The organism is Paenibacillus pini JCM 16418, assembly GCF_000576305.1.
GTDB classification, from domain to species: domain Bacteria; phylum Bacillota; class Bacilli; order Paenibacillales; family Paenibacillaceae; genus Paenibacillus_AQ; species Paenibacillus_AQ pini.
The window spans coordinates 83,949-101,981 of the sequence record NZ_BAVZ01000002.1 but is presented as its reverse complement, the minus strand read 5'-3'; the positions used below and the strand labels follow the sequence as shown (position 1 = coordinate 101,981).

14 protein-coding genes and 1 pseudogene are annotated in these 18,033 nt (G+C 41.8%); 2 read left to right on the top strand and 13 right to left on the bottom strand.

Annotation, left to right across the window (positions count from 1 at the left end; translation table 11 throughout):
- The first annotated feature begins 195 nt into the window (after window positions 1-195).
- Window positions 196-1,878 carry a dihydroxy-acid dehydratase gene (ilvD, locus tag JCM16418_RS03825; RefSeq protein ID WP_036646391.1) on the top strand — a complete coding sequence of 561 codons (1,683 nt, stop codon included), beginning with the start codon at window positions 196-198 and terminating at the stop codon, window positions 1,876-1,878.
- A 123-nt stretch (window positions 1,879-2,001) separates the two neighbouring features.
- Here the strand turns inward: ilvD and JCM16418_RS03820 are convergent, their stop codons facing one another.
- The 13 genes and pseudogenes from JCM16418_RS03820 to JCM16418_RS03760 all read right to left on the bottom strand — a co-directional run bounded on the left by JCM16418_RS03820 (window position 2,002) and on the right by JCM16418_RS03760 (window position 16,971).
- The gene (locus tag JCM16418_RS03820; RefSeq protein ID WP_036646389.1) at window positions 2,002-3,405 is read right to left on the bottom strand and encodes a polysaccharide deacetylase family protein; all 1,404 of its coding nucleotides are present in this window, start codon (window positions 3,403-3,405) and stop codon (window positions 2,002-2,004) included.
- 258 nt (window positions 3,406-3,663) lie between these two features.
- A complete protein-coding gene (locus JCM16418_RS03815) occupies window positions 3,664-5,418 on the bottom strand; it encodes a peptidoglycan D,D-transpeptidase FtsI family protein (protein ID WP_306304744.1) in 1,755 nt (584 codons plus the stop codon).
- A 168-nt stretch (window positions 5,419-5,586) separates the two neighbouring features.
- Window positions 5,587-7,761: a methyl-accepting chemotaxis protein gene (locus JCM16418_RS03810; RefSeq protein ID WP_052020034.1), complete on the bottom strand. Its 2,175-nt coding sequence runs from the start codon at window positions 7,759-7,761 to the stop codon at window positions 5,587-5,589.
- Between the two features lie 254 nt (window positions 7,762-8,015).
- Window positions 8,016-9,065 (bottom strand): endolytic transglycosylase MltG, encoded by a 1,050-nt coding sequence (mltG, locus tag JCM16418_RS03805; RefSeq protein ID WP_036646386.1) that lies wholly within the window; start codon window positions 9,063-9,065, stop codon window positions 8,016-8,018.
- Between the two features lie 101 nt (window positions 9,066-9,166).
- Window positions 9,167-9,478, bottom strand: a complete 312-nt coding sequence (locus JCM16418_RS03800) for a DUF1292 domain-containing protein (protein WP_036646384.1) — start codon at window positions 9,476-9,478, stop codon at window positions 9,167-9,169.
- The gene (locus JCM16418_RS03795) at window positions 9,471-9,779 is read right to left on the bottom strand and encodes a DUF1292 domain-containing protein (RefSeq protein WP_036646382.1); all 309 of its coding nucleotides are present in this window, start codon (window positions 9,777-9,779) and stop codon (window positions 9,471-9,473) included. The genes JCM16418_RS03800 and JCM16418_RS03795 overlap by 8 nt, the downstream gene beginning before the upstream one ends.
- An 11-nt stretch (window positions 9,780-9,790) precedes the next feature.
- Window positions 9,791-10,207 (bottom strand): Holliday junction resolvase RuvX, encoded by a 417-nt coding sequence (gene ruvX / locus JCM16418_RS03790; RefSeq protein WP_036646380.1) that lies wholly within the window; start codon window positions 10,205-10,207, stop codon window positions 9,791-9,793.
- Between the two features lie 9 nt (window positions 10,208-10,216).
- Window positions 10,217-10,477 carry an IreB family regulatory phosphoprotein gene (locus JCM16418_RS03785; RefSeq protein WP_036646378.1) on the bottom strand — a complete coding sequence of 87 codons (261 nt, stop codon included), beginning with the start codon at window positions 10,475-10,477 and terminating at the stop codon, window positions 10,217-10,219.
- A 174-nt stretch (window positions 10,478-10,651) separates the two neighbouring features.
- Window positions 10,652-13,282, bottom strand: a complete 2,631-nt coding sequence (gene alaS / locus JCM16418_RS03780) for an alanine--tRNA ligase (protein WP_036646376.1) — start codon at window positions 13,280-13,282, stop codon at window positions 10,652-10,654.
- 384 nt (window positions 13,283-13,666) lie between these two features.
- Window positions 13,667-14,733 (bottom strand): annotated as a pseudogene (locus JCM16418_RS03775) (AI-2E family transporter).
- Between the two features lie 203 nt (window positions 14,734-14,936).
- A complete protein-coding gene (locus JCM16418_RS03770) occupies window positions 14,937-15,143 on the bottom strand; it encodes a YrzR-like zinc ribbon domain (RefSeq protein ID WP_036646374.1) in 207 nt (68 codons plus the stop codon).
- Window positions 15,144-15,156: 13 nt separating this feature from the next.
- Entirely contained in the window at window positions 15,157-15,678 is a 522-nt protein-coding gene (locus JCM16418_RS03765) for a PRC-barrel domain-containing protein (protein ID WP_036646373.1), read from the bottom strand.
- A 141-nt stretch (window positions 15,679-15,819) separates the two neighbouring features.
- Window positions 15,820-16,971 (bottom strand): cysteine desulfurase family protein, encoded by a 1,152-nt coding sequence (locus JCM16418_RS03760; protein WP_036646370.1) that lies wholly within the window; start codon window positions 16,969-16,971, stop codon window positions 15,820-15,822.
- Between the two features lie 300 nt (window positions 16,972-17,271).
- On the opposite strand from JCM16418_RS03760, the gene JCM16418_RS03755 reads away from it, so the two are divergent.
- A complete protein-coding gene (locus JCM16418_RS03755) occupies window positions 17,272-17,781 on the top strand; it encodes a hypothetical protein (RefSeq protein ID WP_036646368.1) in 510 nt (169 codons plus the stop codon).
- The last annotated feature ends 252 nt before the right edge of the window (window positions 17,782-18,033 follow it).

Sequence of the window (18,033 nt, the reverse complement as noted above, 5' to 3'; positions counted from 1 at the left end):
GTATGAATCGCTAGCTATTGCATAAGAGGCATCTTCTCCCTTCAAGGGAAAGGGTGCCTCTTATATGGTTATTGCTAGAAAAACCTCATTCTTTATGATAGAATCATTAAAACCCATTTATACGTGCACTCTTTCAAGTAAACGCGATAAAGCGTAAACTAGTCATACATTATTCGTTAGGGGGAATTTGGCATCATGGCTAATAAAATGCGTTCTGACATGATTAAAAAAGGTTTCGATCGTGCACCTCACCGTAGCTTGCTTCGCGCAGCCGGCGTTAAAGAAGAGGATTTTGGTAAACCATTTATCGCCGTATGTAACTCATATATCGATATCGTTCCAGGTCATGTACATCTTCAGGAATTCGGTAAGATTGTAAAAGAAGCGATCCGTGAAGCTGGCGGTGTTCCATTCGAATTTAATACAATTGGTGTGGACGATGGTATCGCTATGGGTCATATCGGCATGCGTTATTCACTACCAAGCCGCGAGATTATTGCAGATTCCTTGGAAACTGTAGTCTCGGCTCACTGGTTTGACGGCATGGTTTGTATCCCTAACTGTGATAAAATTACGCCTGGTATGATGATGGGCGCACTTCGCGTCAATATCCCAACTATCTTCGTTAGTGGTGGACCCATGAAAGCCGGCGTAGACAGTAAAGGTAAGAAGCTTTCCCTGACCTCAGTATTTGAAGGCGTTGGTGCACACCAGGTTGGTAAAATTACCGATAACGAACTCTTAGAACTCGAACAATTTGGTTGTCCTACTTGTGGTTCATGTTCGGGTATGTTTACTGCGAACTCCATGAACTGTTTGGCAGAAGCACTTGGAATAGCGTTACCTGGTAACGGAACCATTCTAGCTGTTGCTGAAGAACGCAAAGAATTTGTTAAACAATCTGCAACACAACTCATGGAACTTATTAAATTGGATCTTAAACCACGTGATATCGTTACGGTTGATTCGATCGACAATGCATTTGCACTTGATATGGCAATGGGTGGTTCTACTAACACTGTTCTGCACACGCTTGCTTTGGCACACGAAGCAGGTATTGAATATCCACTTGAACGCATTAACGAAGTGGCTAACCGTGTCCCTTATATCTCTAAACTTGCTCCGGCTTCGGATTACTTTATCGAGGATGTACACACGGCTGGGGGCGTAAGTGCTGTTATACATGAACTTCTTAAGAAGCCAGGCGCATTCAACGGTGACTGCATGTCGGTATCCGGGAAAACCATTGCTGAAAATGTAGCCGGATGCGAAATTCAAGATAAGAATGTCATTCATCCAATTGATGAGCCTTATTCCGAACGTGGCGGACTTGCCGTATTGTACGGAAACCTCGCACCAGAAGGTTCAATCATCAAAGTTGGTGCTGTAGACGCTTCGGTTGGCGGCTATCATAAAGGACCAGCCATTTGTTACGATTCCCAGGATGAGGCTCTGGAAGGCATTGCAAACGGCAAAGTTAAAGAAGGCCATGTCGTGGTCATTCGTTATGAAGGACCAAAAGGTGGACCTGGTATGCCAGAAATGCTTGCACCTACTTCTCAAATTGTCGGCATGGGTCTGGGAGCCAAAGTTGGCTTGATTACCGATGGTCGTTTCTCAGGCGCATCCCGAGGAATTAGTATTGGTCACATTTCACCAGAAGCTGCGGAAGGCGGTCCTATTGCCTTTGTTGAAGATGGTGATATCATTGAACTCGACCTTATAAATCGTACAATTACTCTCGAAGTTGGAGAAGAAGAAATGGCTGTCCGTCGTTCTCACTGGAAAGGCTTTGAACCTAAAATCAAAACGGGTTACCTTGCTCGTTACTCTAAACTGGTTACAAATGCTAGCTCCGGCGGCGTTCTAAAAATCTAATTACTAATTTAATCTTGCAGTAATCATATAAAAAGGTTGAGCAGAGACGATCTCTGCTCAACCTTTTTTTGTTAACCGTATGATCTAAATATAATCTACCGATGATTGCCTCTGTAACTTTTATCATACCGCAGAAGGTGGGCTTCCAGCCGTCGCGGCTAAATTTAAATCATGCATTTCTTCCTCATGATCTGCGGAAATAACCACTCGACGTGCATGCGGTTGCTGACGATGTGAACCATTATCGGCATAACGTCGATTTAACTGATCCATAGACATAAGCAAGACTTTGGGAACAAGTAGTTCGGCGTGATCCTTTAATCGATTCTGTCCAGAAGGATGAATGATGAGCATTAAGAACTTAAGATAGATACGAGTTGCTCTTGCAAACAAGCCTTCTTCTAAATCCATCACCTTAAAACCAAACTGCTGCGGTCCGCGATTTATCATGGTGACTCCGTATAAAGCTCTTGCGTCGCTCATTTTCGGATCATTCATTACCTGATGGGCTAGACTCGGCAAATCATGTTCCATCGAACGAATCATCCGTATGGCCAAATGAACCATGGACCGAGATTTAAGGCTCATCTGAAACAGCTTTTCATTATCGAAATGGAGCTCAATCACTTTGTCACCTTTGCTTATGACCTCTCCATTATCCATAGTAACTTTTGCACCTTGATAAGATCGATAACGATAATGAAGAAAGGGGTCTGCTGGATGAACCGTTTTTAGACGGAAAACCATATGGAATAGAGCATCCCACATTAACCAAAGCTTGACGGTAGCTAATTTGGAACGTGAGAGCTGTTTCTCAGGAGCCTTCTCTTTAGCCTCGATCATGTCATCAATCCTTATACTTTGGAGTCCAAGACGTCCTGCTTCTTCAAGCACTCGTTCTAATGCTACAAGCATTTGACGTGGGGCATCTAGATTCGCACCAGCTGTCGTTCCACAATCATGAAGGAGCATCACCACACCAGGCTGAAGCTTACTCAGCATACGCTCGGTCAAACGATCTGCACCGATTTTCTCTCGCCAATCCCCAAACATTGCAGACCACAGCACAATTTTAAATTGACTCTTTTTAGCAAAATCAAACAAATTGACGATTCCCCAAGGGGGGCGATAATACGTAGTACGTTCCCCTGTAATGGAATGAATAATTTTATCTGTTTTCATAATTTGCTTCTTCACCGTTGCCGGACGCATCAACCAGTTCGATTTATGAACATAATTATGAATTCCAATTAAATGGCCCTCATCATACATCCGTTTAACAAGCTCGGGATGCTGTTCTGCATGAGAACCTACAACAAAAAAAGTAGCCTTGGCGTCATATCGTTTCAATAGATCCAACAGCTTAGGTGTGTACACTGGATCTGGACCATCATCAAATGTCAGTGCAAATTCATGTTCACTCGTCCCTCTACGAAATACACGAAATCCAAAAATTCGTGTAATTAGTCCGGGGATAAAAGCATAGAACGATGAGATGTAGAACAACCAAAGCAGCAAAGTCTGCATGTCATATTCCCCACTTTTCTCTGATTGACTTTGACTTGCCGAAAGTCACGCAACTTAGTACATGTGTATGTTCATTCAAAATCCGTTACCTCTTATTTTATCACAGACAAGTAAAAAAGGGCGTAAATTTATGAAAAGGTGATCGTTAATTTACCCTCATTATGCAGTATTATACTCAGCTACAACCATTGTGTAAGCGCATTCTAATATAACTCTCTCTGTATTAAATGTATAGCGCCTGATAGCTAGCTGCACACATCATGAGGTGTGCGCAGCCAACGTATCCATAACTTTACCGAACATGATTGTAGCCCTGTTGCGGGAATCGGGCGAGGCGTTTTGTATTAAAACAGCTACAGCATATTTGGGTTGATCCGCTGGACCGTAGCCGATGAACCATTGATTATTTCGCGCTCTACCATTGACTATGACCTGCGCTGTTCCTGATTTACCAGCGAGTGTCCAGAGCGACCCACTAAGCGATTGTCCAGTTCCTTCTGTCACTACCTTCTCCATCCAATGCTTCAGTAACCGCGCTGTTTGGGGACGGATGCTACCTTCAGATGACAGGGAACTGTGAGATGGTAACTCCTTCATTAGTTGTCCATTAGAATAGGATATATTCTGAAGAATACGTGGCGACTGCACTTTGCCTCCATGTAAAAGTGTTACGATTAGATTGGCTGCCTGAAGAGGCGTTACTTGAACATCTCTTTGACCTATTCCTGTTTGAGCTAGAATTCCACCATCATGAATAGGGGCATTATCTGTAAAAATAACTCCACTTTGTTCGTGATCAAAAGGTCTTAGTAAGGGTAAACCCAATATATGAGTTGCCTCCCATCCAACACGACGCCCAAGTCCCAATTTGTAAGCTGCCTGTTCAAGCTGAGGTTTCGATAAACGTTCTGCTAGTGTGGCGAACACAACATTACAGGAATCTGCGAAAGCTTCTTCCAGCGTGATATTGCCATGCCCACCCTCTTTCCAGCATGAAAGTCCATATTTGCCATAATGGCCAGAGCAATAAAAATGTTCATGCTTTGACGTTACCCTAGCCTCAAGTGCTGCTGCTGCAACTACCGTTTTAAATATAGAACCGGGTACTGCAGCTTGGAGAGCGCGATTATTCCATTCTTTCTGATTAGGCTTAATATCCAGCGGATTGTAAAATGGACGTGATACCATAGCCCTGACATCAGCTGTATCTGCATCCAGTACCACAATAGCTCCCTCATTCATTCCCTCGTTCATTGTCAATTGTTCAAGCTTATGTTGCAAGGATGCATCCACTGTTGTATTAAAATGAAGTGGGTAATAAGAATTCCCAGGTGACTTCACTCGAATACCTGTACCTGGAACGGGCTGATTTCTACCATCTACCGTATAATAAGCAGTCGTTGGTCCCTTACCTTTCAGTAGGGGCTCTAACGTCCGCTCCAGGCCAGAAGCGCCCTTCTGAAAGGCATAACCTGTATGAGTTAAATGCTGTAAATCCGCCTGCTGAGTTAAATATCCAAGCCATTGCATTCCCGAAAATGTACTGCGGTACCTACTTTCATATGGCAATATCTCAATACCACTAACTTTAAGTTTACTCATCTGTTTGACCTGATTATCTTTAAGGCCCAAGGGAACATTATTTCCTGGTTTAGTCCATAATATCGGTACATTCAGATTACTCCACGTCTGTTGTAATACAGGAACTTCCGTTTGCAATTCATGAGCAATTTCCTCTAAGTGCTCATGTCCTTCCTCTCTAACTTGCTGAGATACGGGAAAAAGAACGGCTGCTGGAATCGTTTCATCCGTTAACGGAATGCCAAAACGGTCATAGAACTTCCCCCGCCCTGAATCAAGTACGACACCACGCTCGCGCTGTAAAACCGACATTTCTTGAAGTGTAAACTGACTCTCTGGTAGCTTCGAGCTACGAAGAATAAGCTGAATATAAGCCAAACGAAGAATGATTAAGATCATAATTCCAGTTAGAAGAAGGAGAGTATAGAACACTCGCTTTTTATATTGTAAATTCAATGCTGCATCGCCCGCTTACCTTTTTTCCTAATAGCATGTCCTTTCTCAACCCATTTATATCCATTATTTCATGACAATCATTTATTTTCTGTAAACAAAAAGAAAAGCGTCTATCCATAATGGATAAACGCTCACATGCCAAGATTAGATTGTAAATCTAGATAATGTTGTCTTCAGTTCATTCGATACATTCTCCAATTTATCAGATAAATGAACCAACTGATCCCCTACACTTTGTTGCTCATTACTGAGTGACGCCACCTCTTCGGAAGTTGCTGAGGATTCTTCTGCCACAGCACTTACATTCCCCATAGCCTCTGAAAGAGTAACCTGTGATTGATTCAGTGCCTCAATAGACTCGGTAACTGAACCTAAGTGCCGATTGAAATCACCCATATGCTCTTGTACAGATACGAAAATATCATTCGTTTCTTTCACAGCATTCATCTGATGATTAAAGAGTGGATGTGCCTCATTCAGAGCAAGTACAGTCTCATTCATCTCAGCCATAATTTTTTCTGTTATCTTCCCAACCATTTCAATGGATTCTTTTGACTGATTAGCCAATTGACGTATTTCATCTGCTACAACCATAAAGCCTCTACCCGCAGCTCCGGCTCGTGCCGCTTCAATCGTAGCGTTGAGCGAAAGAATATTTGTTTGCTTCGTAAGATTTTGAAGTACCTCAAGCACTTTGTTAACCGACAAAGTTGTCTGTTTCAAATCATCCACTTTATGCATCAGTGAGCGAGTGATTTGTTCTGTTTGATGTGTCTTGTCGAGCAAATCATTCAAGTGGCGGGTTCCGCGTTCACTAGATTGCTCGACGTGATTTGCTGCACTGCCCATTTCACTATTAGCGTCGATCACAAGCCGCATTTGTTTCGAAATATGATCCGTCAGCTCGTTTCCACGTTCAGCTTCATTAGCTAGACTGCTGGCTCCATTAGCAATTTCTTCAGTAGCCAACGCAATTTCCTTAGCAGAAATCGCAGTCTTTTTGGAAGCGTCAGACAACTCACCTGCTGTATCCAATACATCCTGAGCTGTTTCATTCGTTTGCTTCACAAGTTTCGTAATTTGATCCATCATCAAGTTAAAGTTAGTCGCTAACTGACCAATTTCATCTTTGGATTTATGATCCGTACGAACGTTCAGATTACCTTTAGAGCCTTCAATCATCAAATCTTTAATACGACTCATTGGGCGGGCGATCATTCGAATCATCCACCAACCAATGAGAATAGCGATAACCATGACTCCGAGTGTAGACCATAACGTTAAAAGTAATATTCCTTTAGCATCCTTGACCAAAACTTCAGTTGGTATGCTACCTACTAGCTTCCACCCTGTCTTGGATAACGTCTGATAGACTGCCACAACACTCTTTCCTTCTACATCTTTAGAATCCAAACTACCTGAAGATTGTTTAAGCGTTTGCATAAACGCGAAATCCGTCTTCTTTGAAGCTTGTCCTTCTACATTAGAAGCAACTACTTGTCCATCTGGTGAAACTAATTGCAGCTTACCGCCTTTGCCTAAATCAACTCGTTTTAATTGTTCTTCAAGCACCTCAGTTTTCAATTCGATGGCAACAATATAAGCTTTACCACCTCGCGATAAGCTTTGTAGAGAACGAACTAATCTAAACACACCTGTTCCATCTGCCGTCCTTTCGGTCGGATACCAGAAAGACTGATTTTTATTTAAAGCTTCTTTATACCAGACCTGATCCCTAAGCTTATCTAACTCTACTGAAACGGATCCAGCAGAAATAGCACGTTGATTATTATCAGGTTGGATTAAGTAAACCCCTCTAATGGATCCATTGCTATTAATTTGATTGCTTAGCTTTTTAGTAATATCACTAGTTAAAACAAATAAATCGTAAGTACTGAGTTTAGAGTTAGATAAATTATCTACCATCGTCTGCATTTCGGGGTCAAAAAAGATTTGAAGTGCTACATTTTCAAACTGTTTTAAAATAATATCGAGCTTATCCGAAGTTTGAATAATGGTCTGACGATTAGCGTTAGCCGCATTTTGCTTTATCGTACTTTTGGCCTTAAAATAGGACATACAACCTAAAACTAAGACAAACGTGACTATAGCGGTAAAGAAAATTAAAAATAGCTTTACTCCGACTGACTTTACCGGGTTTAGTTTTGTGAAAAAGCCGATCTTACTCTCGGTTTGAGGCTCTTTACCTCTCTTATCATTCGGTGGAATCGCTGACACCTCCTGTGTTTTCTTGCTGTGTTTTATCCCCCAGCCTTTTTTGCTACTTTGCTCGCTCCCTTGCTTTCCGATCGATTTCATTCGTTTCACCCACCACCTAGTTTTTCAAACAAAAAGAAAAAATGTAAAGCGAACGTAAAACTTACTATATATTTCTTCGACATTTTCCATGATTATCCTTTGCTTTCTTTTAATTTTTTTTACTTAAATGAGTCAATATACCTATAAAATATATAAAAACGAACACAAAAAAACCTGTATATGACTATACAGGTTTTAAAATATGGCATTATTCGATACTCATTTCATTATAAGGGTCATATCGAAGCATCGTTTTATTTCGAGGTCGTTTTACTTTTCTTAATATTATTTAAATGTTCTTGATACGTTTTGGCGAAAAGATGCTCCTGTGATCCATCCTTCTTCGTCACATAATATAAATACTCTGAAGCTTTAGGATTAAGGGCAGCTTCAACCGATGCTAAACTTGGACTACAGATGGGACCCGGAGGTAGGCCCGCGTTTAGATACGTATTATATGGACTTTTAATCTTCAAGTCCTTATAAAATAAACGTTCCTTTGGCTTGTCCAACGAATATTGAACCGTAGCATCTATTTCAAGATTCTTGTCTTGATCTAAACGGTTATAAATAACGCCTGCTACCAGCGAACGTTCCTGATCAACGACCACTTCGCGTTCAACCAGAGAAGCTACCGTTAGTAGCTCATGTAAGGTCAGTCCCCGGTCCTTCAATTTCTGCTCTAAATCTGGAATTTCATCCAGCTTATTTTGTGTTTGCTCAACCATACGGTCTAATATTTCTTGCTCACTTGTGCCCTTCTTGAACTCATACGTATCTGGAAACAGATAACCTTCTAAATGATGCTTTAATTCTTGGGAGTTAGGAATATTTTTAAAAGCTTGAGTGTCCGTAGATTGAGCCTTATCGGCAAGTTTTAGGAAAGTATCCGATTTAAGACCTTCTGCTTCTGATACCTTCTCGGCAATTTGTTCTACCGTATAACCTTCTGGAATCGTGAAGCGAATCATCTCTGCTTTTACGACATCGCCGTTATTCAATTTAGCAATTAGTCCCTCAAAGTCTTCCCCAGGCTTCGCTTCGTACACACCTGCTTTAAATTTAGAGCCTTGATTTTTCAATTTCAAATAAACTTTAAAGATAAGTTCATTCTTGATTAGCCCTTCATCGTGTAAAACTTCGGCAATTTTGGATGTTCCCATCCCTTTATCAATTGTAAACTTAACAGGCTGGGCAGAAGCAGCTGGCGGCTGCATTCCATTCCATATGTAATAAGCTCCACCGCCTCCAATCAGAACAATAATGATTAGAAGAATAATGGTAATCTTGGCTAAAGCTTTCAAAAATTATCCAACCTTTCATAACCAAAAAGGGCGGACTTCGCCGCCCTTTCGGATTTACATTTAGAGTTTATCATAACTTGGAAGCTGTTAATTACAGTGTACTACTCTACGTTATCTTCTGGAAAAGTCATCTCGTCATATAACTCGGTGATGTTCTCCCATTCGTCATCATCATCTATCGTAGCAAGCTCTAAGTTTCCTTCCGGAGAAGTGACCACTTTGAGAATATCATGCTCTCCAGAGTCATCTCCTGGTTGTTGAAGGACGGCATAGCTTTGACCGCTAATCTCAAATTCGGCTACAAGATCATAGACTAAAGTCGTTCCATCTACATCTTCTAGCTCTACAGTTGGTCCAAATGCCTCCTTTAATACGGAAGTCCAAACGGCCTGCTCTGCAGAGAAATTATTCATGTTCATTCCCTCCGTCAAGTTCAGCAACCAATGTATTGAACGTTTCTTCGACGATTTGCCACTCTTCGTCATTCTCGATCATATACAACTTGAGGTCATCTCCGTCTTCTTCATAACGGAATGCATACACTTCTTCGGACTCTTCGTCCTCGGAGTCTAGTGGAACTACCATCATATACTTGGAGTCAGATCCATCTACCTCAAATTTCATGATTACTTCAAACTCTTCTTCTTTACCTTCATCATCGGGAATATAAATAATTTCCGGTTCTTCATCGAAGTCATTACGGTCATTAGCCATCTGTATCACCCTCACCTTTTACTCTTAGAGTCCAAATAGTTTTGCAAAATCAAGCTTGCAGCCATCTTATCCACGACGAGTTTACGTTTCTTTCGGCTGACATCGGCTTCGATTAACGTCCGCTCGGCAGACACAGTTGTAAGCCTCTCATCCCACAGGTGAACGGGTAATTCCAGCAATTCTTTAAGCTTATCAGCGAAATCGATACAGATTTCGCCGCGGGGGCCTATGCTGCCATTCATGTTCTTGGGCAGACCAACGACTATTTCCTCTACCTCATACTCACGTACCAATGATTCAATACGCTGTATTTCGGTCCCGTCACGTCTACGTTCAACAACTTCAAGGCCCTGAGCGGTCCAACCAAATAAATCACTGACAGCCACACCAATTCTTCGGTCCCCATAATCCAATCCCAAGATTCTCATGAAGCTCTCCTATCGGTGATTGGCTAAATAGAACCGGACTAGCTCTTCAATCAACTCATCACGCTCTTTTTTTCTTACTAAACTTCTTGCATTGTTATGACGTGGTATATACGCAGGATCCCCGGATATAAGGTATCCAACAATCTGGTTGATTGGATGATAATCCTTCTCCACCAGTGCATCGTACACCGTAAGTAGGATGTCTTTTGAAGACGCTTCCTCCTCGTCACCTTTAACATTAAACTTCACTGTTTTATCCATGGAGTCCATTCGAGCACCTCGCTTCTCCAAAAACATGATGACATGCTTTGATGAATTGATTTATAAGGATTCCTATCTTCCTCTATCATAACATAATCCCCCCACTGTAAGGAAACAACCAAGGGAAATATAACAAAAATTTAACATATATTGCGGATAGAGTTTATTTCAAGTTTAAAAACATTAAGCCTGTGTGCTTCCCGCGACAAGCTCTACTGCAAGTTTAAGCGCCTCATCTAGCTTGCTAGCGTCCTTACCTCCAGCCTGAGCCATGTCAGGACGCCCACCACCGCCGCCGCCACACACCGAAGCAATTTCCTTCACTAACTTACCAGCATGAAGGCCTGATTTAATTAGGGATTGCGGTACGGATACCACAAAATTAACTTTGTCATCCATCGCTGCACCAAGTACAATCACTGCATTTGGAAGTTTACCTTTTAATTCATCGGCGAGCGAGCGCAGCGCATCCATACTGCTTACATTGACACGTACAGCAAGGAGTTCGGCAGCGCCAGCTTGAATTACTTGATTTGTTAATTGGCCTGCTTCAATAATACTTAATTTGCTTTGTAGCGATTCATTATCGCGACCCAGTTCTTTCATTTGCTGATGAAGTGCTTCGATCCGTTTAGGAACATCATGCAAATTAGATTTAAGTAGCTCAGCTGATTGTTTTAGAAGTCCGATTTGCCCTTCAAGGAACTGATAAGCTAGGCGTCCTGTAACTGCTTCAATCCGGCGTACACCTGAACCAATTCCGCTTTCGCTGACAAGTTTGAAGATACCGATTTGTGATGTGTTTGCCACATGGCAGCCTCCACATAGCTCCAAGCTGTAGTCTCCCACTTGAACCACACGTACAACATCACCGTATTTTTCTCCAAATAAAGCCATAGCACCCATTGCTTTAGCTTCATCAATCGGTTTAAGTTCAATATTTACATCTAAGCTATTCCATATTTGTTCATTCACTAGACGTTCGATTTCAGTTAACTCTTCTGGTGTAATGCTGCCAAAATGGGAGAAGTCAAAGCGCAAACGCTGTGGTTCTACCAATGATCCAGCCTGATTCACATGCGCGCCCAGCACTTGTTTAAGTGCTTTATGCAGCAGATGTGTTGCCGTATGATTCTTAATCGTATCACGACGTTGATTCTGGTCGACTTCTGCCTTAATGGTTTCGCCAACTTTTAGTTCTCCCGCTTCTACAGTAACGAAGTGAACGGGTTGACCATGTGGTGCCTTGAAGAGACCTTCAACTTTAGCGGTTACGGTGCCACCACGCAGTAGCCCTTGGTCACTGACCTGTCCGCCACTCTCCGCATAGAATGGAGTCACATCGAGCACAACTTGGCAAGATTCACCCTCTTGAGCTGTATCCACCATAACATCATTGACAATAATCGCCAAAATTTTGGATTCAGTTACGGTGTCATTATAACCAACAAATTCACTTTTAACCGTATAATCGGAGAGTACTCCTCCTTGGATCTTCATGCCAGCACTTTCTTGACGACCTCTGCGACCGCGATCGCGCTGTTCTTGCATTGCCACATCAAAACCTTCACGGTCTACAGTGAGCCCATGCTCAGATGCATAATCTTCTGTAAGATCAAATGGGAAACCATACGTATCATACAATTTGAATGCATCACTTCCGCTGATCACACGACTTTCACTTTCAAGCGCAGTTTTACTGAGATCCTCCAAAATAGCAAGTCCATCAGATAGTGTCTCATGGAAACGTTCTTCTTCTGTCGAAATAACTTTCTCAATAAATTCCCGTTTTTCAAGCACTTCAGGATAGTATACGCCCATGACATCACCTACAGTTCCAATTAACGTATAGAGGAACGGACGATCCAGTCCCAGTACTTTACCGTAACGAACAGCACGGCGAAGTAGACGACGGATAACATATCCACGACCTTCATTAGAAGGAAGAACTCCATCTGCTATAGCAAAAGCTACCGTACGCACATGGTCAGCAATAACTTTGAGTGCCACATCGATTTCCACGCTGTCGTTATATTTAACGCCTGCGAGCTTAGCCGTTTCATGAATGATAGGCTGGAACAGGTCTGTATCAAAGTTAGAATCTACATCTTGTAGGATTGAAGCAAAGCGTTCAAGTCCTGCACCTGTATCAATGTTTTTGTTCGGAAGCGGTGTATATGAACCGTCCTTGTTGTGGTTGAATTGTGAGAATACTAAGTTCCATACTTCCAAGAAACGCTCGTTCTCTCCACCTGGGAACATTTCAGGGTCAGACATATCTCCATATGCTTCGCCGCGATCATAGAAAATTTCAGTACATGGTCCACAAGGACCTTCACCGATATCCCAAAAGTTATCTTCAAGCTTCACGATGCGTTCAGCAGGCAATCCCACTTTGTCATGCCATAATTTGAAAGCTTCCTCATCCTCTGGATATACCGTAACGGAAAGACGTTCAGGGTCGAACCCGATCCACTCTTTGCTAGTAAGGAACTCCCATGCCCATGTAACGGCTTCTTCCTTGAAGTAGTCGCCAATGGAGAAATTACCCAGCATCTCAAAAAAAGTATGGTGACGACGTGTTTTACCTACATTTTCAATATCATTTGTACGAATACACTTCTGCGAATTGGTTAAACGTGGATTTTCCGGAATGGTTCGGCCGTCAAAATACGGCTTTAATGGTGCCATACCAGCGTTAATCCACAAAAGAGATGGATCGTTGTGCGGCACGAGGGAAGCACTCGGCTCAATTTGATGGCCTTTGCTTGCAAAGAACTCCAGCCATTTGGAACGAATTTCACTTGCTTTCATAATATAGCCTCCAATATAGAATGTAGTGAACCAAGTACATGCCTGAACACAAAAAACGCCCCTGAATATTCAGGGACGATGAAATCGCGGTACCACCCTGGTTATCGCCCTGTACTTCAGATCATGCTGATGAGCACGGCTCCAAAATATTCGGACGATCGCCTTTGTAACGGCCTATAACGGGGCCTGCCGGTGAATTTGTCTCACACTCCGAAATCAGCTTTCCGGCATTTTCACTTGAGGGTTCTCGCAGCCATTGCATTATTACAATGGAACCCATTCTCTGAACAAGGAGCGCTACCGTACTTCATTTCATCGTCGTTTTGTCGTTAATGTACAATTAGTACAAGTATATCCACGAGACTATTCGTTGTCAATGTAAGGCTAAACTGGTTTGCGCTTAATATAATAAGCAAAGAAATGCTGCACGATAACCTTGAATACTGCGAATACAGGCACAGCAAGTATGAGGCCAATAATTCCCGCAAGCTCACCGCCTACAAGTAGCGCGAAAATAATCAGCATCGGATGCATATGCAGTCTTTTACCAACGACCTGAGGGGAAATAACATTACTCTCCAGCAACTGACAGAGCGTATTCACGATGACTACCATCAGCACCAGACGCATGGAAATCGTGGCTGCCATTACAAGAGCCGGTGCTGCCCCTAGAAAAGGACCTAGATAAGGAACGATATTGAAGATGGCCACCACGCTCGCCATAAGAAGTGCATAAGGCATTCCCACTAGCATATACCCAATATAAGCGAATACGCCAATGATTACACAAACTAGAAATTGACCTCTAACGTAGTTACCAAGCGCAGAATCCATCTCTTTTAATAACATGACAAATGACTTTCGGTGTGTACGTGGCAAATAAGATACAATAGAACGTTCAAATACATCGAAGTCTTTTAAGATATAGAAAATCAGAAACGGTACGATAAAAATATTCATCACTAGATTTATGGTAGTCCCGATATTATCCATGAAGTCTGAAATCCCTTTGGCAAGTCTACCTTCCCACTGGAACATCCAATGATTAACACCCTTCCGAACACCTGATGGCAAAAGCTTATTATCTAAGTTATCCATTAAACTCTGGGCATGCATTGTCATTTCAGGTAAGTGCTCATTCAATCTTCGAGCTGCTCAACAAACATGGGGATCATATTAATCAGTATTACGACCAAACACATTAAAAAAACAGCATAAATGAGCAGTACAGCGATGCTTCGCGGCATTCTCCTATGAGCCAGCATACTTACAATTGGATTAAGAACATAGGAAATAACCATAGCGACTGCAAAGGGAGCCAGTATTGCTTTGAGAAACTGATAAATATTTAAAAACATAGGACGTAGATGCCATATGAAAAATAAGCTAATCAGCCCGAGAAGTACGATTACCATCAGACGAAACCACTTATTACCGGTCAATTGATCCAAGTTGTACTCCCCTTTCGGACTGGCCCTCAGGGTAGTATATGTCCGAAAGAAGGAAATTAACCTTAAATTGGATAGATAAGTCCATAGATTCAAGAAGCCCAACACTAACGTGCGCGTCTTGCGAGCGCTAGTGTTGGGCTTCTTTTTACGTTAGTAACATGTCGTCATTGCAAGCAATCGTTCTCAATATCTGCTGATCTCGCTCACGAGGAGATATGTATTTGAGGGAAATCCTGAGGCATTTCCTCAAAGAATAAATCATCTAGTGAACTAAGTGTACCATCTTCCTCGACTTGATATACGGACATTTTCTCACCGTTTACCGTTAGTTCGATGAAGCAGCCCCAGCAATAAAATTGATGGGAACCAATCTTACCAATATCTTTGGAATTGCAGTTAGGACATTTCATATTAGCTGATCACCTATCCGTTAACAGAATTAATGGCTTTTTCCAAACGTTGCTCGCTCATAGAAGGAACCATGACTGCATTCTCCCCAATAGCCATTTCTAATGTGCAAGGCAGCCATTTTCGGCCTTCAATTATATCTGTGACAAAACCATCACTAATTTCGAGACCTAGTATTGTATTTCCCATTTCTTGGTCAAAATAAACATCGGTAACTTTTCCCAGCATCACACCTTCTTCGGTTAGCACGGATAAGTCCTTCAGTTTGTTTTTGCCGAGAATGTAAGTAAATTGTATGTCGTCGGCTTCCGTCTTACGAACAGCCTGCTCATTACGAATCATCACAGCGTCTTCACCATAAGCGACGATATCCTCCCAAGCAACGGTCTTCACTGATCCGGAAAAAAGAGCTTTTCCTTGCAGTTCAAAGGCCAATATCTTCCAATCGCCACTTATGATAATATCGGTAATCTTACCGATCTCCTTGCCTTCTTCCATATCGAAGATCGCAAGTCCAATCATTTCCTGAAACTTCATGACTCGGATCCCTCCTACCGTTCTTATATTGAAAACAAAGGCGTCCACACTCGAAAAATGTATACGCCGCCGCATCGTTATGAGGCATTGTTTCCCGGTGGTATGGAACACTCATCCCTCCTAGTCCATACTAGAGAATCCCTAACATCTGTTACGCATACGCCGTAGAATGGTTCCAATTATTTGGGCTGTGTATTCCATATCTTCACTAGTATTACCCAAACCAAAGCTAAAACGAATCGCTGAATACAAAACATTTTGAGGAAGTTTCATGGCTTGGAGCACATGTGAAATCTCTAAAGATCCTGAAGTACACGCTGAGCCGCTGGCCGCTGCAATGCCTTCCATATCCAGATTCATTAACAGTGTCTCAGTGTCGGTCTGCGGGAAACTTATGTTTAGAATATGAGGTAGAAATTCAGTGGGATGTCCATTCACAATAAACGAGTCTGATCCAATTTCTTTCTCTAACGCTTTCAGCAGTGTATTACGCAGCATCAGATCCTCTTCCCTGCGTTCCGTTAGATGCTGCTCTGCTAGCTCTATTGCCTTGCTAAAACCAGCGATACCAGCCATGTTCTCAGTACCTGCGCGGCGCTTCTTCTCTTGCAATCCTCCAAATAGACGTGAGTCTAAATGCAGACCACGGCGCACGTATAACGCTCCTACACCCTGAGGTCCATTAATTTTGTGACCCGAAAAACTCATTAAATCGACCGGAAGTGAGTGACAAGAAATCGAAAAATTACCCAGGGCTTGAACCGCATCAACGTGGAAAATAATATCTTGGCTTCGCGCAAGTTGACCGATTTCTTCAATCGGTTGAATCGTACCTACTTCATTGTTACCATACATAATGCTGATCAATATCGTTTCATCCGTTATGGCTTTTTCAATGGCATTCAATTGAACTAGTCCTGTGTGGTCGACCGGAACATAAGTCACATGATACCCCTGTTTCTCAAGTTCGCTACATGCATGGAGAACTGCATGATGTTCAATCGCAGAGGTAATGATGTGTTTTCCTCGGTCAGCTCTTGCCGACGCAATGCCAAAGATCGCGAGATTATCGCTTTCTGTTCCCCCCGCTGTCATGACCAGTTCATCAGGAAAACACCCAAGTGTCTCAGCCATCTGATCTCTGGCTCCATTCACCGTCCGTTTAGCCGTCCTACCAAAAGAATGCACACTCGAAGCATTACCGTAATGATTCGTCATCACATTCATGATCTCTTGGGCGACCTCAGGATGAACGGGAGTAGAAGCCGCATGATCCAGGTATATTGATTTCATGGTTGCACCTCTCTTAGATGTAGAACATCTGGTATTAACTTTCTCGTGTATTCGAATACATTCATATTCTCTTTATTATTAGGATTTCCGATTGATAAATGATCTAGAAGTAACGTTCATGATCGTACTCATTCGCAGGAAATGTGATTTTTTGTGTGATTTTTTTTCATAACAAAGAGTATCATTTCATTATTATATTGCTTTATGACTTTCCAGACAAATCTATTAATTTAGTAGTTATAATTTTCTGAGTTTGTTACACTATTTCTATAATTTACCTACAGGGGGAAATAATATACCATGAAATTATTTAATACTATATTTGCTTTAAGCGTAACACTTGCGCTTATAAGTGGATGTACAAGCGATCCTAAAAATACCACAAATGAGAATGCCCAGCCACAAAAAAAAATTGAAAAGACTGAAGCTGCCCAGCCTGATTGGAAATCATCCATAAAAGATATAGCTAAGTCAGCACAATCTAAAACAGAAAAAGCAGATGCAGTGGAACTACTTGCAAAAAAATTCAATCCTAGTGCAGATCAGTTAAAACAATTTCAGACTCATATTATAGAGGATTTCCAATCAAGAAAATATTTAAAAGATGCTAACAATTCAGAATATATGTTAAGCAACCTTTTTCAGTCGGTTGTAGTTGAACATCAAGCCGATGAATCTCAAGCCATGAAGAAGTATGCTTACGATTTTTATCAGAATACGAAATATGTTTATAGAGGTGCTGAAACAGCAACTAGTGATAGTGTTAAGTCAAATGAGAAACAGATGACAAAGGCTTTAAATGGTAACTAGATAAATGTAAGATTATTTTTTATTATTTTATCATTAAGGTGATGAATTTCATGAAGTTCGGTATGCGTAAACCCAGTATCAAAAAACGTATAGCAGCTCGCACAAGCATAAAGCGTCAGATCGTACATAGAGCTGGAATAAAGATGCCTAAGGGTTACGGTTGGCTTAGGACCCCAAAGAGAGCAGCATACAATAAGGTATACAATAAGACTTCATTTGATATATTCAAACTTATCAAGAAGCTTCTTAAAT

Coding starts and splice junctions, on each gene's coding strand:
- ilvD (WP_036646391.1), top strand. CDS start 196: ATGGCTAATAAAATGCGTTCTGACATGATTAAAAAAGGTTTCGATCGT.
- JCM16418_RS03820 (WP_036646389.1), bottom strand. CDS start 3,405: ATGCAGACTTTGCTGCTTTGGTTGTTCTACATCTCATCGTTCTATGCT.
- JCM16418_RS03810 (WP_052020034.1), bottom strand. CDS start 7,761: ATGAAATCGATCGGAAAGCAAGGGAGCGAGCAAAGTAGCAAAAAAGGC.
- JCM16418_RS03800 (WP_036646384.1), bottom strand. CDS start 9,478: ATGAATAATTTCTCTGCAGAGCAGGCCGTTTGGACTTCCGTATTAAAG.
- JCM16418_RS03795 (WP_036646382.1), bottom strand. CDS start 9,779: ATGGCTAATGACCGTAATGACTTCGATGAAGAACCGGAAATTATTTAT.
- ruvX (WP_036646380.1), bottom strand. CDS start 10,207: ATGAGAATCTTGGGATTGGATTATGGGGACCGAAGAATTGGTGTGGCT.
- JCM16418_RS03785 (WP_036646378.1), bottom strand. CDS start 10,477: ATGGACTCCATGGATAAAACAGTGAAGTTTAATGTTAAAGGTGACGAG.
- alaS (WP_036646376.1), bottom strand. CDS start 13,282: ATGAAAGCAAGTGAAATTCGTTCCAAATGGCTGGAGTTCTTTGCAAGC.
- JCM16418_RS03770 (WP_036646374.1), bottom strand. CDS start 15,143: ATGAAATGTCCTAACTGCAATTCCAAAGATATTGGTAAGATTGGTTCC.
- JCM16418_RS03765 (WP_036646373.1), bottom strand. CDS start 15,678: ATGAAGTTTCAGGAAATGATTGGACTTGCGATCTTCGATATGGAAGAA.
- JCM16418_RS03760 (WP_036646370.1), bottom strand. CDS start 16,971: ATGAAATCAATATACCTGGATCATGCGGCTTCTACTCCCGTTCATCCT.
- JCM16418_RS03755 (WP_036646368.1), top strand. CDS start 17,272: ATGAAATTATTTAATACTATATTTGCTTTAAGCGTAACACTTGCGCTT.